Origin of the sequence: Rhodobacter sp. JA431 (genome assembly GCF_900217725.1) — a bacterium.
Lineage (GTDB): Bacteria > Pseudomonadota > Alphaproteobacteria > Rhodobacterales > Rhodobacteraceae > Rhodobacter > Rhodobacter aestuarii.
The window spans coordinates 17,348-41,340 of sequence record NZ_OBMP01000013.1 but is presented as its reverse complement, the minus strand read 5'-3'; the positions used below and the strand labels follow the sequence as shown (position 1 = coordinate 41,340).

General features: G+C 61.6%; 23 protein-coding genes. 13 read left to right on the top strand and 10 right to left on the bottom strand.

Annotated elements, in window-relative coordinates; all coding sequences use genetic code 11:
* Positions 1 to 206 (bottom strand): redoxin domain-containing protein (locus tag CRO18_RS17845; RefSeq protein ID WP_143128680.1); only part of this gene is annotated, 206 nt, incomplete at its 3' end.
* Between the two features lie 99 nt (positions 207 to 305).
* Between CRO18_RS17845 and CRO18_RS17840 the strand changes: the two genes are divergently transcribed.
* On the top strand, positions 306 to 1,229 hold the full coding sequence (locus CRO18_RS17840; protein ID WP_170952729.1) for a hydrogen peroxide-inducible genes activator: 924 nt from the start codon (positions 306 to 308) through the stop codon (positions 1,227 to 1,229).
* A gap of 67 nt (positions 1,230 to 1,296) precedes the next feature.
* On the opposite strand, the gene CRO18_RS17835 is transcribed toward CRO18_RS17840, so the two are convergent.
* The 5 genes from CRO18_RS17835 to CRO18_RS19130 form a co-directional block, all read right to left on the bottom strand.
* Positions 1,297 to 1,752 (bottom strand): hypothetical protein, encoded by a 456-nt coding sequence (locus CRO18_RS17835; protein WP_097083126.1) that lies wholly within the window; start codon positions 1,750 to 1,752, stop codon positions 1,297 to 1,299.
* A 173-nt stretch (positions 1,753 to 1,925) separates the two neighbouring features.
* On the bottom strand, positions 1,926 to 2,288 hold the full coding sequence (locus CRO18_RS17830; RefSeq protein ID WP_097083125.1) for a DUF5368 domain-containing protein: 363 nt from the start codon (positions 2,286 to 2,288) through the stop codon (positions 1,926 to 1,928).
* Positions 2,289 to 2,298: 10 nt separating this feature from the next.
* Positions 2,299 to 3,663, bottom strand: coding sequence for an FAD/NAD(P)-binding oxidoreductase (locus tag CRO18_RS17825; RefSeq protein WP_097083124.1), 1,365 nt, complete (start codon positions 3,661 to 3,663; stop codon positions 2,299 to 2,301).
* 489 nt (positions 3,664 to 4,152) lie between these two features.
* Positions 4,153 to 4,899: a hypothetical protein gene (locus CRO18_RS19135; protein ID WP_249276109.1), complete on the bottom strand. Its 747-nt coding sequence runs from the start codon at positions 4,897 to 4,899 to the stop codon at positions 4,153 to 4,155.
* A gap of 153 nt (positions 4,900 to 5,052) precedes the next feature.
* A complete protein-coding gene (locus CRO18_RS19130; protein WP_249276108.1) occupies positions 5,053 to 5,406 on the bottom strand; it encodes a hypothetical protein in 354 nt (117 codons plus the stop codon).
* 182 nt (positions 5,407 to 5,588) lie between these two features.
* Here CRO18_RS19130 and CRO18_RS17815 point away from each other — a divergent pair, with 182 nt between their 5' ends.
* Positions 5,589 to 6,263 carry a hypothetical protein gene (locus tag CRO18_RS17815; protein WP_349290227.1) on the top strand — a complete coding sequence of 225 codons (675 nt, stop codon included), beginning with the start codon at positions 5,589 to 5,591 and terminating at the stop codon, positions 6,261 to 6,263.
* Between the two features lie 238 nt (positions 6,264 to 6,501).
* Positions 6,502 to 7,344, top strand: a complete 843-nt coding sequence (locus tag CRO18_RS17810; RefSeq protein WP_097083123.1) for a hypothetical protein — start codon at positions 6,502 to 6,504, stop codon at positions 7,342 to 7,344.
* A 25-nt stretch (positions 7,345 to 7,369) separates the two neighbouring features.
* On the opposite strand, the gene CRO18_RS17805 is transcribed toward CRO18_RS17810, so the two are convergent.
* On the bottom strand, positions 7,370 to 8,035 hold the full coding sequence (locus CRO18_RS17805; protein WP_097083131.1) for a DnaA N-terminal domain-containing protein: 666 nt from the start codon (positions 8,033 to 8,035) through the stop codon (positions 7,370 to 7,372).
* A gap of 522 nt (positions 8,036 to 8,557) precedes the next feature.
* Here CRO18_RS17805 and CRO18_RS17800 point away from each other — a divergent pair.
* The 7 genes from CRO18_RS17800 (at position 8,558) to CRO18_RS17775 (ending at position 18,461) form a co-directional block, all read left to right on the top strand.
* Positions 8,558 to 9,865 (top strand): AAA family ATPase, encoded by a 1,308-nt coding sequence (locus CRO18_RS17800; RefSeq protein ID WP_097083122.1) that lies wholly within the window; start codon positions 8,558 to 8,560, stop codon positions 9,863 to 9,865.
* Complete coding sequence (locus CRO18_RS17795; protein WP_097083121.1) at positions 9,862 to 10,968, top strand: ParB N-terminal domain-containing protein; 1,107 nt, start codon at positions 9,862 to 9,864, stop codon at positions 10,966 to 10,968. The genes CRO18_RS17800 and CRO18_RS17795 overlap by 4 nt, the downstream gene beginning before the upstream one ends.
* A gap of 188 nt (positions 10,969 to 11,156) precedes the next feature.
* Complete coding sequence (locus CRO18_RS17790) at positions 11,157 to 13,313, top strand: ParB/RepB/Spo0J family partition protein (protein WP_097083120.1); 2,157 nt, start codon at positions 11,157 to 11,159, stop codon at positions 13,311 to 13,313.
* A 98-nt stretch (positions 13,314 to 13,411) separates the two neighbouring features.
* The gene (locus tag CRO18_RS17785; protein WP_097083119.1) at positions 13,412 to 13,885 is read left to right on the top strand and encodes a hypothetical protein; all 474 of its coding nucleotides are present in this window, start codon (positions 13,412 to 13,414) and stop codon (positions 13,883 to 13,885) included.
* 405 nt (positions 13,886 to 14,290) lie between these two features.
* Entirely contained in the window at positions 14,291 to 14,455 is a 165-nt protein-coding gene (locus CRO18_RS18935) for a hypothetical protein (RefSeq protein WP_170952728.1), read from the top strand.
* 318 nt (positions 14,456 to 14,773) lie between these two features.
* Complete coding sequence (locus CRO18_RS17780; RefSeq protein ID WP_097083118.1) at positions 14,774 to 16,654, top strand: ATP-dependent endonuclease; 1,881 nt, start codon at positions 14,774 to 14,776, stop codon at positions 16,652 to 16,654.
* Positions 16,641 to 18,461, top strand: a complete 1,821-nt coding sequence (locus tag CRO18_RS17775; RefSeq protein WP_097083130.1) for a UvrD-helicase domain-containing protein — start codon at positions 16,641 to 16,643, stop codon at positions 18,459 to 18,461. Before CRO18_RS17780 ends, CRO18_RS17775 begins: the two co-directional genes overlap by 14 nt.
* Before the next feature lie 260 nt (positions 18,462 to 18,721).
* Here CRO18_RS17775 and CRO18_RS17770 read toward each other — a convergent pair whose 3' ends face one another.
* Together CRO18_RS17770 and CRO18_RS17765 are read right to left on the bottom strand one after the other, a co-directional pair.
* The gene (locus CRO18_RS17770) at positions 18,722 to 19,198 is read right to left on the bottom strand and encodes a thermonuclease family protein (RefSeq protein ID WP_097083117.1); all 477 of its coding nucleotides are present in this window, start codon (positions 19,196 to 19,198) and stop codon (positions 18,722 to 18,724) included.
* A 273-nt stretch (positions 19,199 to 19,471) separates the two neighbouring features.
* Complete coding sequence (locus tag CRO18_RS17765; protein WP_097083116.1) at positions 19,472 to 19,792, bottom strand: H-NS family nucleoid-associated regulatory protein; 321 nt, start codon at positions 19,790 to 19,792, stop codon at positions 19,472 to 19,474.
* Positions 19,793 to 20,216: 424 nt separating this feature from the next.
* Here CRO18_RS17765 and CRO18_RS17760 point away from each other — a divergent pair, with 424 nt between their 5' ends.
* Positions 20,217 to 20,621 (top strand): single-stranded DNA-binding protein, encoded by a 405-nt coding sequence (locus tag CRO18_RS17760; RefSeq protein WP_076367712.1) that lies wholly within the window; start codon positions 20,217 to 20,219, stop codon positions 20,619 to 20,621.
* A gap of 136 nt (positions 20,622 to 20,757) precedes the next feature.
* Here CRO18_RS17760 and CRO18_RS17755 read toward each other — a convergent pair whose 3' ends face one another.
* Entirely contained in the window at positions 20,758 to 21,897 is a 1,140-nt protein-coding gene (locus tag CRO18_RS17755) for a hypothetical protein (RefSeq protein WP_249276106.1), read from the bottom strand.
* A gap of 303 nt (positions 21,898 to 22,200) precedes the next feature.
* Here CRO18_RS17755 and CRO18_RS17750 point away from each other — a divergent pair, with 303 nt between their 5' ends.
* Both CRO18_RS17750 and CRO18_RS17745 read left to right on the top strand, forming a co-directional pair.
* The gene (locus CRO18_RS17750) at positions 22,201 to 23,400 is read left to right on the top strand and encodes a DUF932 domain-containing protein (protein WP_097083115.1); all 1,200 of its coding nucleotides are present in this window, start codon (positions 22,201 to 22,203) and stop codon (positions 23,398 to 23,400) included.
* 127 nt (positions 23,401 to 23,527) lie between these two features.
* Complete coding sequence (locus tag CRO18_RS17745; protein ID WP_097083114.1) at positions 23,528 to 23,968, top strand: RadC family protein; 441 nt, start codon at positions 23,528 to 23,530, stop codon at positions 23,966 to 23,968.
* The last annotated feature ends 25 nt before the right edge of the window (positions 23,969 to 23,993 follow it).

The window sequence follows — 23,993 nt, the reverse complement described above, 5'->3', positions numbered from 1 at the left end:
GCCTCGAATTCGGGCTGAAGCTTCGCGAAAGCGATGAATTCGGTGGTGCAGACCGGGGTGAAATCGGCCGGATGCGAGAACAGGATCAGCCATTTTCCCGCGTAATCGGAAAGTTTGCGCTGGCCATGCGTGGTGGGCGCGTCAAAGGCGGGCGCCGGGGCGTTGAGTTGCGGCATCGGCAGGGCGGTGGGGGTGTCGGTCGTCATCGGAGATCCTCCTTGGTTGCGTTGCGGAAGATCTAGCCTTGGGCACATCATAGTTGAAATTGATTGTGCGGCGATCTGTGATAGACAAAACCAATGTATATGCCGCATCTCACCCTGCGCCAGTTGCGCTTTCTGGTCGCGCTGGCCGACACGCTCAGTTTCTCGCGCGCCGCCGAGATTTGCGCGGTGACGCAGCCGACGCTTTCGACCGCTTTGGCAGAGCTTGAGACGCGGCTTGGCATGGCCCTAGCCGAGCGCCCCCGGCGCAGCGTGATCCTGACCCCGCTGGGCAACGAGATCGCGGCGCGGGCGCGAGGTCTGTTGCTGGCGGCGCAGGAGATCGAAGACCTTGCCCGCGCGCAGGCCGCGCCCGAGGGCGGCGATCTGCGGTTTGGCGCCATTCCCACCATCGGCCCCTATCTGATCCCGCGCGCGCTGCCCGGCCTGCGCGCGCGCTTTCCCGATCTGCGGCTGTTCCTGCGCGAGGAAATGACCGAAAGCCTGATTGCCGGGCTGACGGCGGGGCGACTCGATCTGATCTTGTTCGCGCTGCCCTTCGAGGCCGAGGGGATCGAGGTGATGGACCTGTTCGACGACGGCTATCACCTTGCCGCGCCGCCCGGCACTTTGGGCGCGGGCGCGGTGCGGGCCGAGGCGCTGGAGGGGGCGCGGCTGATGCTGCTCGAGCGCGGCCACTGCCTGCAACGCCATGCGCTTTCGGCCTTTCCCGACCGCGACATCGCGCAAGACGACAGCTTCGCGGCGACCTCGCTGCCGACCCTGATCGCGATGGTCGGCGAGGGGCTCGGGATCACGCTTCTGCCCGATCTTGCGATCGCGGCAGGGGTTGCGACGGGGGCCGAGATCGACACCGCGCCGCTGCCCGAGGCCTGCCCGCGCCGGGTGGTGCTGGGCTGGCGCAAGACCTCGGCCAAAGCGCCGCTTTACCGCCGCATCGGCGCAGAACTGATCGCGGCGCGCGGGGCGATGGCCCGGACAGGGGGCGCGGCGCAAGACCTTTAGGCACCAGCCCACGGCACCCAAGGGCGACACGCGCGGTGCCGCCCTTGGTACGACGGGGTGGCGCGCCTTAGAACGACCAGACGCGGGTATCGCGGGCCAGCAGCGCCCGCGCCATATCATTGGGCGCGGCCACGCCGACACCGTCGATAAGCGCCTCGGGGCTCACCCCCTTGCCCGGCAGATAGACCGCGCAGACCTCGGCCTTGGCGCCTTTCGCGAGCGCCGCCTTCAGCAGCCCCTGCGGGCTCATATTCTTCGGCGGCTGCCCGGTGGTGGCGGTTTCGGGCGCCTGTTTCAGCGCAATATCGCCCGCCGGACCGCAGAGCAGGATCTGCGTCGTCACCCCGCGCTCGACTGCTTGCAGCGTCAGGATCATGCTCATGAGCTGGGTCTGCGGGTTGTCGCTGGTGACGACGGTGGCAAGGGTCTTGACGTCTTGCGCCAGCACCGGCGCAGGGGCGGCGGTGGCCAGAGCAAGCGCGAGGGTGCCGGCGGTGGCGGCGGCCTTGAGGGTGTTGATCATCGGGTCCTCCCTGAGATTGTGGTCACGATCGGACCACCCCTAGCGGAGGCGCGCGCGCGAGGATGTGACTTGTTCACACCCCCCCTCCCGCGCACGGTCTTGTGAGCGCCTGCACGAAAAAGGCGGCCCGAAGGCCGCCTTCCGATTGCGTCACAAGGCCGGGGCCGCGCGGGTCAGCCGTTGGTCTTGGGGCTTTTCCCGGCAATCAGCGCCTCGATCGTGTAGACAAGGATCGCGGTGCCGCCCGCGCCCAGCATGGCGACCCCGAGCAGCACGATCCAGTCGATCGGCCCGCCGATATCGCCAAGGCCCGAATGGGTCACCCATTGCACGAACACCACGGCGGCAACCGCGCCCGCCGGCATGAACAGCTGCGCGGTCAGGAATTTGCGCGCCGACATGTGGCGGTCGCGGATCAACACGAAAAGATAGGCCAGCGTGATCGCCACCGCGACCGCGACCATGCTCCAAAACAGGCCCCGACCGAAGATTTCCTCGAAAACCGCCAGCAGGGTTTGCAGCGTCAGTTCCTTCATCGTCCTCTCCTCAGGCCTTGCCGCGCAGCATCGCGTTATAGGTGGGTTTGAGCGCGATTTCCTTCATCAGCCAGGAAATCCACAGCTCCTCGAGCGGCGCGATCACCCCGGGGAAGGAGGGGGTGAGGTTGTTCTTGTAGTCGAATTCGACCAGCATCGCGCGGCCGATCTTGGTGATCATCGGGCAGGAGGTGTAGCCGTTGTAGACCTCGGTGCCCTGCCGCCCGGCGATATCGGCCACCAGATGATCCTCGACCACGGTGATCTGCCATTTCACGCTGGCGGCGGTCTTGCCCTTGGGCACGCCGTTGATGTCGCCCACGCCGAAGACATTGGGATAGCGCAGATGCCGCAATGTGCCCTGATCGACCTCGATCCAGCCCTGATCGACCCATTTGTCGGCCCAGCTCAGCCCAGATTCGCGCACCACTTTCGGCGCGCGTTGCGGCGGGATCACATTGGTGAAGTCAAAGCCGATCGCCTCGGTCCGCTCGGGCGTCACCTCCACTGTGCCATCGGCGGCAAGGCTGCGCTTCTCGGGCACCTTGAAATAGGCGGTCTTGCTGGCCGCGTCGATGCCGGTCAGGATGTGGTTCCAGCGGGTGTCGAAGCCGCGGTCGGAGAATAGCAGTTTCACCTTCTCGTTCACCACCGGCACCGAGAACAGAGCCTCGTTATTGGCCGCATAGATGATCTGCGAGGCCGCCCGGGTGCCCTTGCGGCGCAGGTAGTCATCGGTGATGAAGGTATATTTCAGCGGCGCGCCGGCGCATTTCATCTCGGTCGCGGGGCGCCCAAACAGCCCGACGCCGCCCTTGGCGGTAAAGGCATCCATCGCGCGCCAGGTCGCCTCGGCATGCTCGGGGCCGGCATAGACCGCGCCGATGCCGTTCTGCCCGACCTGATCGAGCGAGAACCCCTCGATCGCATCCCAGTCAAGCGTCAGGCCGGTGGCGACGACCAGATAATCATAGGGTAGTTTCTCGCCGCCCGCGGTGGTGATGACCTGCGCCTCGGGGTCGATGCCCGCGGCATGATCGGCGATCCATTTCACGCCCTCGGGCAGCCAGTCGCCGGTGCCCGAAACCGAGTAACCGGCGGGTTTGAGCCCCGAGGCGATCAGCGTGAAGCCCGGCTGATACCAGTGCTGCTTGCGCGCATCGACGATGGTGATCTCGGCACCCTCGAGCCGCTCGGCCAGACGATTGGCCATGCCAGTGCCGCCTGCGCCCGCCCCCAGAATGACGATTTTCGCTTTGGTGGCAACGGTTTGCGCCTTGGCCGGTGCGGGCGCCGCAAGCCCGAGCATCGCCGCTCCCCCGGCAAGGCCCAGAAAACCCCGCCGCGAGGGGCGGAAGTCCTGCATGTCGGACATGAATGTGATCTCCCTTTGATATTCAATTTTCGGAATATCAGGCCATGGCCCGGGCTACGACCCGAAAAACCGGAAGATACGATACACATCGTATGACAAATCGTCGCACTGGCGCGGCAAAATCGCGCGCTCGCGCATCCGGGCCTTCGGTCGGCAGACGCGGGCCTGCGCCCCCGCCTCCAGCGGCACGAGCTAGATAGTCTCTCAAGATACTGCGACATGCCGATCGTGACGCGGCCGCCCGGGGCTACGACAGGTACTTTCCCGCGCGCAATGTCCGCTGTCTGCGCGTCACGTTGCGCCCGATGAATCCTGTGAACGGCGGTTATCGCCGGTTTCTGCAGATGTGATGCGGCGATCTCACAGTTGGCTCTCCACCCTCCGCGACCGCGATGAGTTGGTGTACGCGCTCGACGGCAAAGAGCTCCGACGCGCTTGAGTAGCGGCTTTGCAGATCAACCACGAAACACAGTAGACGTCCGAATTACCTCAGCCGCATGCGCGAGAGGCCTCTTCCTCATATGCCGCCAGTTTGCCCCGCAGGCGGCGGACCATGAGATCTTCACTCGCCTGCCCTTCCGACATTCGGCGCATCTCTTCGATGGCCCGTTGCCCCTGACCAACCCGGCTGCTGGCCGCCATTAGCTGCGACACCGCCTCGTCGATATCAAGCGGGCTTGGCTCGTACCCACCACCGGCGAGCAGGTGCTCGATGGCATACAGTGCCACACGCGCGGCAAAAGCGGAATCCTTCGCGCTGAAATCCCGCGCTGCGCGGATGAGCGTCGCGGGGGCGGCCTCGCTATCCGCGGCGCAGTCGAGTGCGATATCCAGATAACCGGCCGTCTTGGCGGCCGCGAACCATTTACCCCTTCGCCCGTACCGCGCGATCAGATCCAGAAGCACCTCTCGAGGATCGCGATCAGGATAGCGCCTTACCAGATCGCGCCACATTGCGAGCCAGGTATTGCCCGCAGCCGAGGGCAGGCCGAAACGGCAATACGCCTCTTCCGCCCTGCCGTGCTTCTCTAGGATGCTCTCGCAAAAACGTGCGATATCGCCGTAGTCCCAAGGTCGCTGATTGCCCTCAAGAAGGGCCTCGGCTCGGGCAAGTGCGTCATCCTCTCGCCCCTGACGCAGCATGGCCTCTGCCGCGAATTTCTCGTCGAACCAAAGCCGAGTCTTCTTCACGGCGAGCAGGGCAAGCAAATCGTCGAAACGACCGGCCTCCAGCAAGCAAGAGAGCGTAAGGGTGGCCGTGGGGACATGGGAATAATGCTCGTGATCCGACCACGCACGATGGATCAGATCGAGATCGAGGTCCGCATGCGCATTCTTTAACCCGGGGAAAACGGCGATCTCGCCGAACCTATCCGAAATCGGCGCGAGTTAGTCCACGCCGTCCTCGAGGATCGCCGTGCGCAGCCGATCGAGCCATTTGGCGCGGGTTTTCTCGTCGGCGGGGGCATCGATCAGGATCGGCAGGAGTTTGTCTAGGGTTAGCCGCACCGCCGAGCCAAGAGCGCCGGAGGATGTATCGATGTGTTCGAAGGCGGGCCAGATCCGCTCGGCCAACACGACCACGCCTTCAGCCGCTGTCACTGGATCGGTCCGGCGCAAAGCGATGATCTCGGCGCCTGCCGATTTCAGTCGTTCTGCCGCCTTAGCCGAACCGCGCCAGCCAAGAACGCCCGCACGCATGCCGGGCCTGAACGACCATACATGGCTCGGCTTGCGTGCCATTTATCACCTCTTCCGCCAATGCCGAACTATGACACGGGGGAAGATGAGAATGAAGACAGGACACCGCCGACATACCACTTCCAGCACGTGTTGCCGTTTGGCGTGTTCGATGAAGCGGCAATCAGCCTCCGCGCTGAAATCTTCTTGCTCTCATTAGTGTTGTTTTGTATCGCAGAACCATTATGGAGGGATTCGACGATATGAAACACAGGGTCCGAACTGCGGCCGCTGCCGCAGCCATCAGCGTATCGAGCCTCGTGGGTTCGATCACTCCGGCGCAGGCATATCAGGTCGACTGCGCAATCTTGCTGTGCCTTGCAGGCGGTTGGCCAGCTTCGGCGCCCTGTGCACATGCACGGTCAGTTTTCATTCAGAGGATCACCCCCTGGCCGATCGAGCCCCCCCTCCAAATCTGGCGCTGTCCGATGGGGGCCTCGTTCAACGCCCCTGCCCTTCTCTCACCGCAGGACCAACTGCGTAATGCTTCGTTCCGCAAAGGGCCTCACCTCTCTGTGCCAGAGCCAGCTTTGCCTCTGGTTCAGGTGCGAGCTGACGAAAAAGCAGACATCGACATTTCGGGGCAGGCCTTTGACTTCGTCCGAAGCATTCGCGTTTTTCATGTACAGTTCAGCCAGCATCAGAACCATGACGGCGACTGCATCACCTCGGACGCGACACGCCTCGGGTCCTATGGCATCCAAGGTGACTATCATTGGACGCGATCCAGCGCGGCCCAGGTGCCTCCCGCATCCGAGTTGCCTAATATCGACTATTGCAATCGGATCAATTACCGCTCGGTCTTCGTCGATTGGCGCGATCACGAGGGAAACTACGGCTTCGAGGAAGTCCGCTACTGAACCTGCGATTGCCTACAGAATTTTGGCTCGCACTCGATGAATTTACACCTTTCACCGTGCACCGCACCCAAAAGGGAAACGACGCCAAGCCGTGAAGCCTGACGCCGCGTTAGATAGGCCCCGTGAACAAGGGTCTTCTAGCGCACTGTCAAAACTTCTGCAACCAGCAAAGTTGTTTTGCTGGCAATAATGTTTTTTGCTCGCAGCTTGGCCTCGTCTCTTTAAGGAGACACCGACCATGGAACCCACAACCGGCCTGATCCTGCGGAGGATCACCCAGACCGAATTATCCGTTTCCGCCCACAAGCTGGCAACTGTCATCCTAGATGCCATTGCATGGAAGGATGGTTTCAACGGCCTGCCGCGCGGGACGGCGGCTTTTACCCTCACCGATCTCGCAGCAAAAATGGGAATCTCGCGCCAGTACCTCACCGAATTGCTGAGTGAGCTCGCGGCATCAGGCCTGAAACTGCGGCGCGAAAAGCCCAACGGGAAATTCGCACCTTGGCTCTTTCGCTTCGCCGCTTTTGAAAGCGAGGCTGCATCTCGGGATGTTGAGTCAGCGACAGGCGACAGATCACTATCTATAGAGAAAAATAACAAAACAATATTCTTCGGACAAATCACTATTGGCGCAGACTCGAACGTTTTCCAAACTGTCTGGGCGGACGCGATCAACTCTGCAAAAGGGGCTCTGCCCTGCTGGAACGTCGATACGCAGCTGATTTGGGACCGTTTCATCGCCTTCAACAGGGCGCGCGGCAATGACAAGGTACCGGCCGGTTTCTTGCTGGGCTTCATGCGGCGATGGCGCACCTCGCTAGGCCCGGCCCCTCTGCCCGAAGCGCAATCGCAGCCACCGCGGGTATTGGAACCGAAGGAGCAGGAGTTGCTCGATCGGATCAAGGCAGCTCCAACTTCGAACCGCGAGTTTCACGCGTCAGATCTATGCCGCCTCATCGGCGAAGCCGCCTATGAGGCCCGTATCCTCGAGGTCATTCGAGACTTCGGCTGCCCGAGGTTCTCGGCCAGCCTCGCAGTGCACGGGCAGGCTGTGTTAACCGGAGAGATCGAGCGATGAAGGGTGAGGAATGTTCGCGCGAGTCTCAGGTGAGACGTAACCCAAATCCCGGCGCTTCCAAAGCTAGAGCAGCCTCGAGCCGGGACATGTGATGTGTGCGCACATATGCGGCATGAAACGCCGACGGCGCGCGGAGCCACAGCTCCTCCGCCATCTCCTCCACTTGGAATGCCGCAAACCACGCGCGATAGATGCTCGCATCCTCTTCTTGCAAGCGACGCGCGATCCGAGGCCAGACCCCCTCCCCTGCTGGCAAAGCGACTTGCGGAAAGGGTATCACGTTGCGATCCTCAACCTCAGGTGCGGGGCTATCAAGCCGAGCAACTAGATCGGGCCCGACCATTTCCCAACTCGCGCGCGTGTCTTCCAGAATTCGCAAAATTCCGAGACCGTATACGGTCACTCGTCCCCGCGCGGCCGGTCGCTTCTCGATCAACCAGCCGCGCTCGCGAAAGGCAGCCATCTCGCGCTTAACTGTTCGGGTATCAACCGACCAAAGCCGCGCGATTTCGTTCTGACCTACAGAGAGATGATCGTTTTGCCAATTGTAGCGGGCAGTTATCAGACAGATGAGTCGGAGGGTTTGCCTCTGCAAGGTCTTCCCTTGAGAGAGCGCATGCACACCAAGGATCGTCAGTAGATCGTATTTGCGCGTAGCCCCGCCACGACCGACGGCCTTCTTTATCAACATGTCCTGCCCTCGGAGACGATGCCCCATCGCTCATGAACTGGCAGTCACGTTGTTATCCTGCAGAGATCTCGGAAGAACGTTGCTTCTCGACTCTCCACGCCACTGCCAAGCGTTTTTCATTTCGTTGTCGGCATTAGCGTCCTGCTGGGCGATTCTGTCAAGAGGGGTGCCGCCATTCCGCTGCCTGGATGCTTCGAACCCGCGATCAAAATCAAAAAGAAAAGGTTCTTAATGGTATTGGGGGACACCCAGAATGTCCCCCAATTGGGGCCTTGATGTCCCCTCAATCTTTGGGGGAGGGCGCCGAATGTCCCCCCAATATTTACTCCTGCGCTCCGGTCCTGACCCAACCTGCCCGGGGGCTTCGGGCACCGGTGCCGAATCGCTCAGGGCTCGAAAAGCAAGGAGATTTCAGCGTTGAGGCAAAACGTGATCCGAGCATAACTTAGGTTTTGATGTTTTGGCAAATCCATCGTATTTCAGAAAGCACAAACAATCTACGTCCAGACAATGGAACCGAGCATGTATACCCATGAAGATCTCGCCGCTCTTCAGGCGCAGTCCCTGAAGATGCAGGGCTTTATCCGACGCCAGACCTTCTCGCCCGAGCATGAAAAGACCCTGCGCCGCTTCTCATCCTGGGAGGTGTCGGAGCTGATCTTCAAGATCAACCAGTCGACCTTTCGCGGGCGCTTCGCCGCCGACCCCGACCTTCCCGGCGGGGAAGTCGAGGAGGATGGGCGCCAGCGCTGGTTCTCGCTGACCGAGATCAACGAGCTGCGGCGCAAGATGAAAATCAACCGCAGCTCGCTCATGCCCAAACGTCCCGCCGGCAAGCGCGCGATCCGTGCGGCGATATCCAACTTCAAGGGCGGCGCGGGCAAATCGACCGTGGCGCTGCACATGGCGCATGCGGCGGCGCTCGACGGCTATCGCGTGCTGGTCGTCGATTTCGACCCGCAAGCCACGTTGACCCATTCGATGGGGCTGCACGATGTCAGCGAAGAGCTGACCGTCTGGGGGATCATCGCGCGCGATCTCGTGCATGAGACCGACCGGATGAACGCCGCGCCCCGCGCCGCCGAGAGCGGCACCGCCCTGCCCCAGCGCCGACTGCCGGCTTCCGTGCGCGATCTGGGTCTGGGCGATCTGCGCGTGACCGACTTCATCAGGCCCACCGCCTGGCCAACCATCGATATCGTTCCCAGCTGCGCCAACGCCGCCTTCGTCGAATTCGCCAGCGCCCAGTATCGACATCTGAACCCGGACTGGTCCTTTTTCGCGGCCGTGTCGCGCTACCTCGATGCGCTGTCGAACGATGCTTATGACATCATCCTGTTCGATTGCCCTCCCGCCATCGGCTATCAGTCGATGAACGCGGTCTTTGCGGCCGATGTGCTCTATATCCCTTCGGGCCCCGGCTATTGGGAATATGACAGCACCACCTCGTTCATCGGACAGTTGGCCGAGGCGCTCGAGGATCTTTCGCATGGGTTCGACGGCACCTTCCCCGCGGGGAAGATGCGCCTGCCGAAGGCGTTCATCGACATGCGCTTCCTGATGACGCGCTATGAGCCGGGCAACGAATTGCACCGCGCGATGTATGAGGCTTTCTGCAAGGTTTTCGGCGACACCGTCTGCAAGGAGCCGATCGAGATGACGCGGGCAGTCGAGCAATCGGGCCGGTTCCTCTCGTCGGTCTACGAGATCGACTATCGCACCATGACCCGCGAGACTTGGCGCCGGGCACGCGCCTCCTTCGATCGCGCTTACGAGGAATTCAAAGCCTGCATGCTGGCGGCCTGGGACAAGATGGAGGATGAGCAATGAAGAAGCGCCGCACATTCGACATCGATCTGCCCGAGGAGGAGCAGACCTTCCCCGCGGGGAAGGATCAGCCCCCCTCCCCTGCCCCGCGCCGCTCGCCCATGGCCGCTGCCATTTCCGAAAATGCCGAGGCGCTGCGCGACCGGCGCGCGCTCGAAGACCGGATCCGCGCCGAGAACGATGCCCTGGCCGCCGAGCATGTGCGGATGAAACGGCTCGGCCTGATTGTCGACATGGTGGCGCTCGAGGCGATCGACAGCTGGAAGCTGGTGCGCGACCGGGCCAAGGGCGATGATCTCGAACTGGCCGAGTTGGTGGCTTCGATCCGCGACATCGGCCTGTCGAACCCGATCCGCGTCGAAGCGCGCGAGGATGGCAGGTTCGAACTGGTGCAGGGCTTCCGTCGTTTGGCCGCCTACAGGGCGCTTCTCGCCGAGACCGGCGACGCAGAGCGGTGGGGTAGAATTCCCGCTGGCATTCTTCCCCGCGGGGAAGATCTGGAGGGGCTTTATCGGCGCATGGTCGACGAGAACCTCGTGCGCAAGGACATTTCATTCGCTGAAATGGCGATGCTGGCACTGAACTATGCGCGGGATCCGCAGACGGCCGAGAGCGATGCAGATCGCGCCGTGGCCGAGTTGTTCAAATCGGCCGGCTATCAGAAGCGCAGCTATATCCGGCAGTTCATCCGAGTGATGGATCGGCTGGGCGACGATTTGCGTTTCGCGCCCCATATTCCGCGCGCACTCGGGCTTAAGCTCGCGGCGGCGATCGAAGAACGGCCCGAACTGGTCGCGCAGATCAGCGCAGTATTGCGCGATTGGGAGAACCGTTCGGTGGCCGACGAATTGGAGGTTTTGCGTAAAGCTGCGGGGGGCGAGGTCGAAGCGGAAGGGCAGGGCGCTCCGCCGCTCGGTGCGGGTGTTGCCAAGGCCCGGCCCCCGGCGCGCGCCAAAACCACGTTTCAGGTGGCCTCGCCGCTTGGGGCCGCCAAATGTACCGCCGCGAACGGGCGTCTCGAAATCAAGCTTGACCGCGATTTCTCTGCCCTAGACCGACGCAAGTTGGAAGCGGCGTTGATCCGTCTTCTTGGAGACATCGTCTGATCTTCCCCGCGGGGAAGATCTCAACTTTTTTCGCCCGCGCGGATGCCTATCTCCTTGGCATTCGCGCGGGCGATTTCGTTTTGTGAGCCGCCCCAAACGGGGTTGAAAGTGAGAGAGGGGCTGTTTGAGGGGTGACGGGAAGTGAGATCGGGAGAGAGGCTTCCGGCGCCCGTCGCGGAGAAGATCTGATGGCGAAAGCTGCCCAGAAAATCACCCTGTCCCCCTCGCGGGATATCCCCTTCGACAAGCTCGTGTTGAGCCAGTCCAATGTCCGGCGCATCAAGGCGGGCGTTTCGGTCGAGGAACTGGCGGAAGATATCGCGCGCCGCGGGCTTCTGCAGGGCCTGAGCGTCCGCCCCGTGCTCAATGCAGAAGGTGTCGAAACCGGCATGTTCGAAATCCCGGCCGGGGGTCGCCGGTTCCAGGCGCTGTCGCTGCTGGTCAAGCAAAAGCGGCTGGCGAAGACCGCGCCGATCCCCTGCATCCTGCGCGACGCCGCCTCCGACATCCTTGCCGAGGACGACTCGCTTGCCGAGAACATGCAGCGCGTGGCGCTGCACCCGCTCGACCAATTCCGCGCTTTTCAGGCTCTGCGTGAGAAAGGTCAGGGGGAGGAGGCGATCGCGGCGGCCTTCTTCGTCACGCCGCAGATCGTGAAGCAGCGCCTGAAACTCGCCTCCGTGGCCCCTGCCCTGCTCGAAGTCTATGCCGATGATGGCATGACGCTCGAACAGCTGATGGCCTTCACGGTGAATCCGGATCATGCGCGTCAGGTCCAGGTCTGGGATGCGGTGAAGAACACCTGGAACAAGGAGCCCTACACTATCCGACGCATGCTGACCGAAACCTCGGTGCGCGCCTCGGATCGTCGCGCGATCTTCGTCGGCATCGAGGCCTATGAAGCCGCTGGCGGTGTCGTGATGCGCGATCTGTTCCAGGGCGATGATGGCGGCTGGTTCGAGGCCCCTGCCCTGCTCGACCGGCTGGTCGCCGAGAAACTTCAGGCCGAGGCCGAAGCGCTTTCCGCTGAGGGCTGGAAGTGGATCGAGGTGGCGACCGACCTGCCCTATGGCTACAGCCACGGGCTGCGGCGTCTGGCGGGCGATCCGGCGCCGATGAGCGACGCGGAAAGTGCCTCGCATGCCGCGCTGCTCTCCGAGTACCGTGCGCTCGAGGACGAATATTCCGGGCAGGACGAATACCCCGAGGAGATCGACGCTCGGCTCGGGGCGCTTGAGCTGGCGATGGAGACCCTCGAGCAGCGGCCGCTGATCTTCGACCCGGCCGAGGTCGTCCGCGCCGGGGCCTTTGTGACCGTGGATCGGGATGGCCGTCTTGCGGTCTATCGCGGCTATGTCCGGCCCGAGGACGAACCCAGCGAGGAACTTCCGACCGATGGTGCTGAAGATGCCGAGGCGATGGGGCAGGGGGGCGATGCGGATGGCGCGGGCTGGCAGCCCGGCGCAACCGTTATCACCTCTGACGGTCAGCCCCTTGGAGCGGAGCTTCCCGACGACGAGGAGGACGGTGCGCTGAAGCCCCTGCCCGAGCGGTTGGTGATGGAACTGACCGCCCACCGGACGCTCGCCCTGCGCGAGGCCATCGGACGGTCGCCCGACGTTGCGCTGACCCTCCTACTCCTGAAGCTCGTGACGGATACGTTCCGCACCTCCAATGCCTCGGGCAGCTGTCTCGACGCTTCCGTGCGCCATGTGTTCATGTCGGCGCAGGCCCCCGATCTGAAAGACAGCGTGGTGGCCCAGCTGGTCCATGAGCGTCACGCCGCGTGGGAGGCTGATCTGCCCCTCGGCGATGATGCAGCGCTCTGGGAGTACCTGACGGTGCTCGACCAGGGCAGCCGTCTGGCGCTCCTCGCGCATTGCCTCAGCTTCGGGATCAATGCGCTCCACGAGAAGGTGAACCCCTATGGCGCTGGCATTTCCGCTAGTGGCCTGACGCGGCGTATGGCGCATGCCGATCTTGTGGCGCGCGCGACGGGGCTCGACATGGTCGAGGCGGGTTGGGAGCCCACGGTCGATGGCTATCTGGGCCGCGTGCCCAAGGCCCGCATCCTCGAGGCGGTGCGCGAGGCGAAGGGGGAGGGGGCCGCTCAGCTTCTCGACCATCTGAAGAAGGGTGAAATGGCTGCCGAGGCCGAGCGGTTGCTCAAGGGGAGCGGCTGGCTGCCCGAGGTCTTGCGCCGCGCCGATCTGATCGCTCTGGACGATGACGTGATCGCGGAAGGGCAGGGGGATGACACGGATGGTTCTGCGGAGGTCGATCTTCCGGCCTTCCTGAGCGCCGATCTGCCCGACAGCGCCGCGCCTTTGATCGCTGCGGAGTGATCGAGCCCATTCGAGGGCGGGGAAATCCGCCCTCTTTCATTAAAATCATTTAATATCAATGTGATGAATGCAAGTCTTCGCATTCGGGATGAGGAACCATGTCTGCAACCACCATCATCGACAGCGCCCCGCTCGGGGCATTGATCCGCTACACCGACGGCAGTCCCAAACCGCCTGCGCGCTTCACCAAGAAGCTTGCCGCCTGGGAGCGATCGAACGGCGTTGGCCGTCTCGTGAAGAAAGAACCGCCCCGCGCCTATCAGACCTGGACCGCGCCTGCCTCCTTCACGCTGCATGAGGGGAATTTCTCGTCCGATGGGGTCATCCTCGTCACCATCATGCGCAGCCATTCGGCGGATAGCCCGCTCGTGTTCGAAGTGGCGGAGGAACCGACGCCCGGGCAGGTGCGCGTGTTGCTGGATTTCGGCGGCAACACCGAACTTTTGCATCTGGCGGAGTCGATCACCGCGGCCGAGCTCTGGATTGCGCGCGAGGGCTATCGCAACGCTCGGATCGAAATCGTCGGCACTGCGGACAGCGATAGGGCAGGGGGCGCGGACCTGGCCGCCTGAGCCCTGACAAGGCGTGAGGGGCTCGCCAATCGGCGGGCCTCTCACCTCACCGACCGTAACCTCGTGCCGCGATGTCGCGGGCGCCAATTGTCCATCCCCCAAAACGGAGGTCTTCAACCAAGAGCCTGGCCGGGAGGCTGTCGGCGTATCAAGCGTTAGCGGGACAAGCGGCTCCTGCCGTTGGGGGACCATCCCCCGCTCGCCATTCCCTTCCTTGCCCCGAACCTCGTCTTTGCGATCAACCCGCAAGGGGTCGGACTACGGGCAAGCCCGTGCCGCCGGGCGGATTCGGCCCTGTTTCACAAGAGGGGCCGAACGCACCCGGTGATGTCAGCCAGTCTTCGGGCCTGCGGGGTCTTGTCGCGCGGGGGACGGTCCCCCGCCTCCCAGACAGGAGCCAAACAGATGTCCCGAAAAGATGCCCACGCCTTCGCCGCCTCCCTCGCCGCCACGCTCATGGTCTCGATCGTCGTCTTTCAGGCAGGGGATGGAACCTTTGGCGCCGTCCCCGCCGATGAAATCGACGGCGACGAGGTGCTGATCGTCTCGGAGTATGATCCCTTCGGGTGAGGCTTCGGCCTCACCTCTTGATGGCCCGGGCGCGGTGCCGGTACGCCGCCGCGCCTATCGCCGACCGCGTGATCGGCGATGCCATCCCGATGAGCCCGGGTTGTTCCCGGGCACTGGTCTGGGTGCGCCCGCGTAACGGGCGGAAACCAGACCTTCGCTGCGCGCCCCCCCAAGGTCAGCGATGCGCAGAAAGCCGACACCCTCCACGAGCTGCAAATGTCAACCCGGCCACCGCTTTGGCTCCTCCCCTACTGACAGTTCTATGCAATCCGGATACGCTCGTAGGTTGAAAGCCTGAATCACAGAAGGAGTGATGTATTGAGAGCATGTCGTGTCAAAGTCAGCGATTTTCGAGGCGTCAAGGACGCGACGATTATGCTTCCCCACCACGCTGTTCTTATTGGCGATAATAATACTGGCAAGACTACACTACTCGAGTCGCTCGACCTGGTGCTGGGTCCAGACAGACTGAACCGTACACCGCCAATTGATGAACATGACTTTTATGAGGGTCGATACCTCGCCAAGGCAACTCCTGACACATCGACCGAGGGTGAGGACGTCTCACCTGAGGGGGGTGACGCTGAGACGGTTGAAGGTGAGCCCGGGAATGTGGCGGACGATGCAGCACCGCGCATTGAGATCGAAGTGACGGTGACCGACCTCTCGGAAGAGCAGAAGGCTCGCTTCGGCGACTTTCTCGAATTCTGGGACTCGACCACCGATGCCTTCTACGACCAGCCCGACCCAGCTGGCGTGGACCCAGCCCATGTCGCGGAGGCGCTTCGTGTCACTTTCCATGGTTGGTACGACCCCGAAGAGGATGACTTTGAGGGGCGAACATACTTTTCCCGAAGCCTTTCCGAAAGCAGTTCTCCCGTCCCGTTCAGCAAAAAAGACAAGCAGATATGCGGCTTCTTGTATCTGCGCTCGCTTAGAACGGGTTCACGGGCATTGAGCCTGGAGCGGGGAAGCCTTCTCGATATCATTCTTCGGCTCAAGGAAGTGCGCCCGCAGATGTGGGAAGATACCTTGGGAACACTCGCTGAGTATTCCGTTGCCGCCGACCCGGCTCTCGGCATTTCAGGTGTTCTTGAGAGCATCAACAAAGCCCTGAAGAAATACGTCCCCAAGGAATGGGGCGTCGAACCACATCTGAAGGTATCCAATCTGACCCGTGACCACCTCCGAAAGGTGATCACGGCGTTTATTGCCACCGGTGAAGGCAAACATGCTGCGCCTTATTTCAGACAGGGAACCGGCACCATCAACATGCTCGTTCTGGCCATGCTGTCCCAGATCGCAGCCGACAAGCAGAACGTCATCTTTGCGATGGAGGAACCGGAAACCGCCATACCGCCCTATGCGCAGAAAAGGATTGTGCACGAAATCCGCAAACTGGCCTCACAAGCCATCTTCACTTCTCATTCGCCCTACGTGCTTGAGGAATTTGCGACGGAGGAAACTGTAGTTCTCGGTCGTGACACGGATGGGGCTCTCTCTCGAAAGCCGATTGTGCTGCCAGATAATGTCAAACTGAAGCGTTACCGGCAGGAATTCCGCACCCGCTTTTGCGAAGGGTTGCTGGCACGCCGGGTTCTGATCGCCGAAGGTCCGACAGAAGCGTCCGCCTTTCCAGTGGCGTGCCGGAGGCTCGCAGAGATCAATCCTGGCACATACAGCTCCCTCGAAGCCTTGGGCATTTGCGTCGTCGATGCCGATGGAGAGAAAAACATCCCGGGCATGGCCAAGTTGTATCGGGAACTCGGAAAACGTACTTTTGCTCTATGCGACCAACAAGACCCCACGAACAAGAGCCTGATCGAGGCGGAAGTTGATATCCTGCTCATGCATGCCGAAAAGGGCTTCGAGGATCTTGTGCTGAGAGGCACAAATGAAGATGCGCTCAAGCGCTTCGCCGCTCTTCTCGATTGGCCCGGTCACCTTGCCAGCAAGTATCCCGACCCATCTGCCGACGTTTTCAATGCACTTGCCGATTATTTCTCATGGTCGAAGGGGAATTGGGGCATCGCCGACTTCTTCGCCCAATGCGCAGAGGATGAAATCCCGGAATGGGTACGAAGTGCCTGTTCTCAACTGAAAACGGCCTGCGACCCAGCCCCGCCTTTGGATGATGCGGCTGAACCCGTCGGCGAGAGCGATGCTGATCCGGGGGCGTCTTCGGATGGAGCTGACTGAGAAGCAAATCCAGGTCTTGGATGCTGACGGCCACCTCCTTGTTACCGGAGGGCCGGGGTCCGGCAAAACAACCATTTCCATATTCAAGGCCGCTCAGGTTGCCGAGGCTATCCTCCGGCCGGGGCAAAAGGTGCTGTTTCTGAGCTTTGCCAGAGCGACAGTATCTCGTGTCGTGGAAGCTATCGAATTTGAGCAAAAAATCCCCAAGGAAATCAAACTCCGGATAGACGTTGAGACCTACCATTCCTTCTTTTGGCGCATCCTCAAGGCGCACGGTTACCTGGCAGGTCTTCCGAGGGACCTCACGATTCTTACGCCTTCCGCCGAAGCGATTGCCCTTTCCGACATTCGTAACAGCCACGGAGCCGACAACAAACTGAGCGACCCTCAGAAGCAGGCAAAGCGTGCGGCGGAGACGGCTAAAAAATACCGTCTGGCCACTGACAAGGGCCGCGTTTGCTTCGACCTCTTCGCGCCGTATGTCGGCGATCTGCTGCATGGAAGCCAGAAACTGAGGCGGCTTATCTCCACCATGTATCCCGTTATCATTCTTGATGAATTTCAAGATACGAACCCAGAGCAATGGCGTGTGGTTCAGGCGCTCGGAGCCTTCTGTCGCCTCATTGCACTTGCCGACCCGGAGCAACGCATTTTCGATTTCATCGGGGCCGATCCGGAACGACTGAATCATTTCCGGTGCACCTTTGCTCCAACGGAGATCGACTTCGGTACCGACAACTATCGAAGTAGCGGTACGGACATCGCCACATTCGCGAACGACATTCTGAAGGGCACCTTTAGCCAGAGCTCCTACACCGGTATCGATTTTGAGCTTTTCGACCCGTTCCCGGACCCGGCCATGACCAAGCTGGTTACGACCATTTATGCTGCACGAGGACGACTTGTAGCGTCCGGTAAATCTGATTGGTCCTTGGCTGTACTGGTGCCGACGAAGAAAATGACCCGTCTCGTGTCTGACAGTTTTCGGGAACCACCAGCCGGAATGCAGCCCATTGCCCATACCGCTGTCGTTGAACTCGAAGCGGCTATTCTCGGATCAGAGATTATTGCGCATTTGATACAGCCTGACTTGCGCGACGCTCATTTTTCCGAATTCATTGATCTGGTCTGCAACTTCTTTCAGGGGAAAGGCGGTGATCGGCCGACAACCGGCGCTCTCAAAGAGGCGGCGGCCGTCCGCAGTGCTTACGAAAAGTGGCTTGCGGCACTTGCCGCTGGGAAGAAACCGCATGCGAACAGCATGATACATGCTCTTGCTTCGGTCTACGAGCAGGCGCGCTCAATCGCGTTGACGGGAAACCCTGATAAGGACTGGCGAGCCGTAAGAGCCACGTTGGAAGCAGGGGAGTGTTCCCGGCTGAAGGAAATTGGCTTGGAGGTTCGCAATATTCGTCTCTTAGAGCGTGGTGGCCAATTACGTCAGGACCTCACACAGGACTGGCGGGATAACGGTTCCTATGCAAACGCGCACGCAATCGTGCAGCAGGCCTTTGTCCAGGAGCATTTCGCCACGGGAAGTAAGCCTGAGACTGGTGTGATTGTGATGAACATGCACAAGGCAAAGGGAAAGCAATTCGACGAAGTAGTCATCTTCGAGGGCTGGCCGCGCAGGAATGAGGGAAAGATCGTCGCAAATCCTGACCGTATTGTACGCAACAATGACCGTGACGAAATCAATGACGGATCACGCCAGAATTTCAGGGTAAGCGTCACCAGAGGGCGAAAGCGTACAACGATTTTGACACCAAAAGGTGACCCGTGTGTACTGCTGCTTTCCGATAATTAGGAGGAAACCCAATGTCCTTACGCCCTCGGGCTTAGCAGCCGCATCAAAGGTCCAATTCCTGCCCTTCTTGCGGGGCATTCCGGCGTGAGTGGCGGTAGGGATCATGTCGGCTTTAGTTGGATTGCAGTAATCCAGCGCGATCAGCATAGAGGGCAGCTCTGGGCCGACCTTGACTGCTGCAGCACAACCTCGAAGCGATAATGCCGCAGTAAAGGCCGCCGACACAGTCAGCCTACGACCCGATCATGGCGACGCAAGTTTCAACGCGCTCCTCGTCGCCAATCCCACGGCATGATGAAGTTGCTCGCCCAAATACCACGGCCAGCTGCGCGGGCACGATCTTCAGCTGGCACATAGTCGGTGCCATATCGACGGTAAGCAACTGCCCAACCGTTCTCGACCAACCAACCATTGAGGTCTTCACCGCGCAGCGAGCACACGGCGACCGAGCGGTGATACCGATCGGTTCCGCTTACGTCGCATGAGATGGGTGCCCGACCGATCTTGTTCGCGAGGGCAAAAGCCGCATCCTTGCCGCAGTTCCATTTGCGTCCGTCCGATCGGGTGCAGAGCTGGCGGCTCTCGATTGCGTCGATCGCGCTCAAGCGAATTCGGATACCGTGAATCTCGAGAGTGTCGCCGTCGATCACCGAGGCGGTGCCAGCGATGGTCTCCGACCAAGCAAGTTGGGCGGTGATGGTGGTGGCGAGAAATGCGGATGCGAAAATGTGCTTCATTCGGGCAGGTTACCCCGGTCGCGCGAAAAAGCAATTGCCGCTGGAACCTCAGAAAGGGTCATGGGGAGGGCGAGATCGCCGCCCCCAATCAACTCAGACAAACTTGCGCTGGTGATCTTTGCGATCCCCCGATGATCGCGCCAATATGATCAGCGCTCTTCGTCATTGCCTTTGCACAGGGGGCACCCGCCGACGGCAGTGTCGCGGCATCCTCCCGCGCAACGTGGATTTGGCCTCACGTTCGCAGAGGGCCGGGCGCGTTGCCGCATTCGCTCAGCCGATCGATAGGTCGCTTATGGTCATCCCCGCAGCCAGCGCATCCACGAACCACTGCGGTTTGCGCCCACGGCCGGACCAAGTGATCGCCGCATTCTCAGGGTGGCGATATTTCGCCGCGGCGGGCGCGCGGGTGGTTTTCGTTGCCGTGCCGACAAGGTCTGTCAGCGAGTAGCCCAGATCCCGGGCGAGAGCTTCCACCTTGGCGCGGGCTTCTGCCTTCTGTCGATCCTGATAGGTGGAGATCGCCATGGCGATGTCCTTCTGCAGTTTCTTCAGTTCGCTGAGCGACATGCCTTCGAGATTGAAATCAGTCATCTATGCGGTCCGTGTCCTGAATGTTCCGGTATCGATACCCCGTCGTGGCAAGGCGCCGCAACTCCCGAGGGCAGGGCAGGGGGCGGGAAACGGTGATCGACTTTTCCGCCGCCAGTGAGGTGCTGGGCTTGGGGGCAGGTAATCCTGATGGGCGGGGTGACAAGTTCTGGCAGGAGCTCCCCGTGCATCCTGTCTCCTGGGCCATCCCTTCGACTGACAATCCCCTAATCCCGTTCGGCCTCCTGCGCGCAACCCCGCGTCAGCCCGGGCCGTGTTGGCCGCCTTCGGCGTCCTGCCCGCTCCACCCCGGTCCTCTGGGGGTTTCCGGTGTCCGTTCCGTCCCCCGTGCGCGCGTCAACCGACGGGCTTTTTCCGGGTCTTGTCGAAGGGACGGTCCCGAAGACAGGAAACACAGGAGCTTACCATGCAGAACATCGTCATCCTCGCCGGCAACATCGGTCAGACCCCCGAAATCCGCACCACCCAGGGCGGCACCAAGATCACCAACTTCAGCCTCGCCACCTCGCGCCCCCGCCTCTCGGAAGGTCGCGTCCTGCGCGACGAGAACGGCTACCGGGTCATGGACACGGAATGGCACCGCATCACCTGCTTCAACGGTCTCGGCAAGACGGTCGCTGAGCACTGCGAAAAGGGCATGAAGGTCCTCGTCCACGGCCGCATCCACTACACCAAGTGGACCGACAGCGCGGGGACCGACCGCTACGGCTGCGAGATCATCGCCGAGAAGGTCGACTTCCTGAGCCGCCCGAAGTCGGCCGAGAACGAAAACCCCGAGCTGGTCGATCGCGACGACGAGATCCCGTTCTGAACGGGGTCTCCCCCTCAGGCCCGGCGGGGAAACCCGCCGGGCTAAAAGTCTCTTCGGGCCACTGGAAAAGGCATCCACGCTTGCCTTCCGGTGCTGAGCGCCTTGAATGCGCCTAGTTGTTCAACGTGCGCACGAGCTAGATTTCGTCTTTGGTTCTGGTCGCGCCGTGACTGCGATACGCGTCGAGCATCAAACGCGTATATTCGGCCGTGCTCTGGGTCACGGTGCCCAAACCGGGCCATGCGAACAACGGATCCGACCAAGCAACTTCCAACTCAATCTCGATTCCAAGCAGTGCGGCCACTTCGATCGCAGCAGTCGGCTCTTTGTCCTCGGGCCAGTAGTGATCCTCGAAGGAAACAACCACGTCGAGATCGTCATCAACCCAGATTTCGGCCAGACTCGCTCCCATGCGCTCGCTGGCATTGGTCGCATCCTCGAACAGGGCAGCCCGGATCAAATGGGTCACCTGGTCACTGTTTAGGTCAAGCCTTGGCCGCGGATCTATGATTGACACGATGGGTTCAATCTCTTGCCTATCGGCGCGGGATTGGACTGGCACTGGTTTTTCATCGGTCGGTTCCAGCCAGAAGGCTTCTGGAAAAATGTTGATTGGTGATGCGCCGCAGCTGGGGCAGTGCCATTGGTTTCCAGCGATCTGTGGGCCGGTGATCTCTGAGTTGCAGTGAAGGCAGTACCAGAGGTTCGATTCCTCCATCTCCAAGAACGGGTGCCGCACATTTCCTTCCGCATCCGGCTTTGTGGCGCGCCGTGGCCAATCGGCAAATCGCCGCGCCTTGACGCTCTGCATCAATTCCCTCGCAATCCCGATGGCTTCTTCACGTAGCACGCGATCGTTCATCGGGCTGGTCTGGGCATGCTTGATGTCGATCTCGACACGAGGGGCGGCCAAAGGGTTTTCTGGCAGCACGATCTGCCAACCCTCACCATCCATGCGGACGTCACCAAGCATTGTTTTCAGTTCGTATGGATGCCCCCGTACTTCTCCTTGAGTGACGGCATCGGGGCTTCCGAAGATATGGTCGAAGGTCGCACCTTCGTAGGAAGTGATCCGTTCCACGAAGGCCTTGATCGTGGCAACTTGTGCTTCGGAGGGAACCCACTCTCCTTTGGCGCTGCCTGTCAACGCATTCCAATGAGCAAAGCCCATTCGACTGGCAACAAAGTCGAGCGCTACGTGCTGTGGTTGACCCGTCGCCCTAGCGTAACGCTTCGCCAGGAGTTTCAAAGTTTTAAGCTTAGTGTTTTCTGTCATGATCCATGTCCAAGCTGGATCTGACTAGGTGCCCGCTGCTAATCAGACCCGCCGATGGCATGAGGTCTGCTGTTCGAAATCAAGATCGCTGCAAAGCTTCGCGTGGCGGGCACACCGGCCTGCGAGAAAGGCCTTGTTTAACCTCTGCCATTTTTGAACGCAGGTCAACACCAGCGAGTTGCGGGCGTGCGGCGCCTCCGACTTAGCGCCGTTTGCCCGACAGAGTTTGAGGAGTGCCGGTTTTCCGGTGACGGGTTGAGGGCTGGGAGAGAGGCTCCCGGCGCCTGTCGCGGAGGAATGCCGATGGGCGTTGTGGAAGTTCTGGATCCGGTCGCACCGGCGCGGGCTGGTGGCTGGAAGGTGGATGTGAGCCGGGGGGAGCGCAACGGGCGGGTGTCGTCCGAATGGTTCAACCGGCCCGATGACGAGCGGTATCTGTCGCTCGACGATCTTTGGGCCTCGGTGAAGGGCCGCTCCGAGCGCAGCCGTAGCCGGGTGGTGCAGACGGCCGATATTCGTGTCGAAGCCGCGCGCGACAGCGCCGAGCGGCTGCATCTGGTCCTGCCGAAAGCCCATGAGCCGGTTGCGCCGACGCACTGGGCCTTTGGCCAGCTTGCCAGCATCGTTGGCGCCCCGGCCTCGTACTTGCGTCAGCTGCCGGCGCCGCTCGCCGGGATCAACCTGCAATATGGCCTCTCCAACCACCGCGCCGAGCAGGTCAAGACCTTCGAGACCGAAGATGGCCGCACCGAATTGCGCGCCGTGACGGGGCCCGACTACGGGCGGATCCACGATTTCGAACTGGTCGAAGCGGTGCAGCGCCTCGCGGGCAATGGCACCGGCGATACGCGCTGGAAGGTGCCGGGTGTGCTCGACTGGTCGACGGGGGTCTACAACCCCGACGTCGAGATCAGCCGCGACACGACCACGCTCTATGCCTCGGACCGCGACGTCTTCCTGTTCCTCGTCGACGATCACAACCCGATCGAGGCGGGGCGGTTGGCCGACGGCTCCCCCGATCTCTACTTCCGGGGTTTTTATTGCTGGAACTCCGAGGTGGGGGCGAAGACGCTTGGCATGGCGAGCTTCTACCTCAGGGCGGTGTGCCAGAACCGCAACCTCTGGGGTGTCGAGGAGTTTCAGGAGATCAAGATCCGCCACTCGAAATACGCGGCCTCGCGCTTCGCGCATGAGGCGGCCCCGGCCTTGACGCGCTTCGCCAATTCCTCGCCGCAGGGGTTCGTGAACGGCATCCAGGCCGCGCGGCAGCAGATCGTGGCGCGGAGCGACGAGGACCGGGATGATTTCCTGCGCAAGCGTGGCTTCTCGAAGGCCGAATCCGGCAAGATCATCGAGAAGGTGCTGATGGAAGAGGGCCGCCCGCCCGAAAGCATCTTTGACTTCGTGCAGGGGATCACCCGGCTCGCGCGCGACAAGACCCAGCAAGAGGTCCGCCTCGATATGGAAGGGCGGGCCAAGAAGCTGCTCGACCGGGTCGGCTGAGACAGCGTTCGTCGGCGCGACCGGCCACCTGAGTGGCGGTCGCGCCTCTCTCCTTTTCAGCACAACGCGGCTGACCCCACGCCCGCAAGGGCGGGGGGTTCGGCGCTTGCACTTCAGCGAGACCCCCATGACCCCCCAGGAAGAAACCATCATCCTCGAGGCCCGCGATATCCTTGGCCGTTATCTCAGCCAGAACCCGGTGATCGGCAGCTGGCAAGCGCTGCTCGACTATTGCGCGCTCACCGTGCGTGGACCGATCGAGCGGTTCCATGTGCTCTATCTCGACCGCAAGAACCGCATCATCTCCGACGAGCTGCTCTCGACCGGCACGGTCGATCACGTCCCCGTCTATCCGCGCGAGGTGATCAAGCGGGCGCTGATGCTGAACGCGAGCGCGCTGATCTTGATCCACAACCACCCCTCGGGGGATCCGACACCTTCGGAAGCCGATCTCGGCATGACGAAGGAGATCCAGAAGGGCTGCCGTTACCTCGGCCTGACCCTGCATGACCACATCATCGTCGGCGCGGGAACGGAGCTGAGCCTGAGGGCCTTGGGCAAGCACTGAGGATCAAGCCAGACCCTGAGCCATC

Excerpts from the sequence above, each read along its gene's own strand:
- CRO18_RS17815 (WP_349290227.1), top strand. The coding sequence starts at position 5,589 with ATGGAGGGATTCGACGATATGAAACACAGGGTCCGAACTGCGGCCGCT.
- CRO18_RS17770 (WP_097083117.1), bottom strand. The coding sequence starts at position 19,198 with ATGAAGCACATTTTCGCATCCGCATTTCTCGCCACCACCATCACCGCC.
- CRO18_RS19130 (WP_249276108.1), bottom strand. The coding sequence starts at position 5,406 with ATGGCACGCAAGCCGAGCCATGTATGGTCGTTCAGGCCCGGCATGCGT.
- CRO18_RS18935 (WP_170952728.1), top strand. The coding sequence starts at position 14,291 with ATGTCCCGAAAAGATGCCCACGCCTTCGCCGCCTCCCTCGCCGCCACG.
- CRO18_RS17785 (WP_097083119.1), top strand. The coding sequence starts at position 13,412 with ATGTCTGCAACCACCATCATCGACAGCGCCCCGCTCGGGGCATTGATC.
- CRO18_RS17835 (WP_097083126.1), bottom strand. The coding sequence starts at position 1,752 with ATGATCAACACCCTCAAGGCCGCCGCCACCGCCGGCACCCTCGCGCTT.
- CRO18_RS17745 (WP_097083114.1), top strand. The coding sequence starts at position 23,528 with ATGACCCCCCAGGAAGAAACCATCATCCTCGAGGCCCGCGATATCCTT.
- CRO18_RS17750 (WP_097083115.1), top strand. The coding sequence starts at position 22,201 with ATGGGCGTTGTGGAAGTTCTGGATCCGGTCGCACCGGCGCGGGCTGGT.
- CRO18_RS17775 (WP_097083130.1), top strand. The coding sequence starts at position 16,641 with ATGGAGCTGACTGAGAAGCAAATCCAGGTCTTGGATGCTGACGGCCAC.
- CRO18_RS17795 (WP_097083121.1), top strand. The coding sequence starts at position 9,862 with ATGAAGAAGCGCCGCACATTCGACATCGATCTGCCCGAGGAGGAGCAG.
- CRO18_RS17765 (WP_097083116.1), bottom strand. The coding sequence starts at position 19,792 with ATGACTGATTTCAATCTCGAAGGCATGTCGCTCAGCGAACTGAAGAAA.
- CRO18_RS17810 (WP_097083123.1), top strand. The coding sequence starts at position 6,502 with ATGGAACCCACAACCGGCCTGATCCTGCGGAGGATCACCCAGACCGAA.
- CRO18_RS17760 (WP_076367712.1), top strand. The coding sequence starts at position 20,217 with ATGCAGAACATCGTCATCCTCGCCGGCAACATCGGTCAGACCCCCGAA.
- CRO18_RS17830 (WP_097083125.1), bottom strand. The coding sequence starts at position 2,288 with ATGAAGGAACTGACGCTGCAAACCCTGCTGGCGGTTTTCGAGGAAATC.
- CRO18_RS17800 (WP_097083122.1), top strand. The coding sequence starts at position 8,558 with ATGTATACCCATGAAGATCTCGCCGCTCTTCAGGCGCAGTCCCTGAAG.
- CRO18_RS17790 (WP_097083120.1), top strand. The coding sequence starts at position 11,157 with ATGGCGAAAGCTGCCCAGAAAATCACCCTGTCCCCCTCGCGGGATATC.
- CRO18_RS17840 (WP_170952729.1), top strand. The coding sequence starts at position 306 with ATGCCGCATCTCACCCTGCGCCAGTTGCGCTTTCTGGTCGCGCTGGCC.
- CRO18_RS17825 (WP_097083124.1), bottom strand. The coding sequence starts at position 3,663 with ATGTCCGACATGCAGGACTTCCGCCCCTCGCGGCGGGGTTTTCTGGGC.
- CRO18_RS17755 (WP_249276106.1), bottom strand. The coding sequence starts at position 21,897 with ATGACAGAAAACACTAAGCTTAAAACTTTGAAACTCCTGGCGAAGCGT.
- CRO18_RS17805 (WP_097083131.1), bottom strand. The coding sequence starts at position 8,035 with ATGTTGATAAAGAAGGCCGTCGGTCGTGGCGGGGCTACGCGCAAATAC.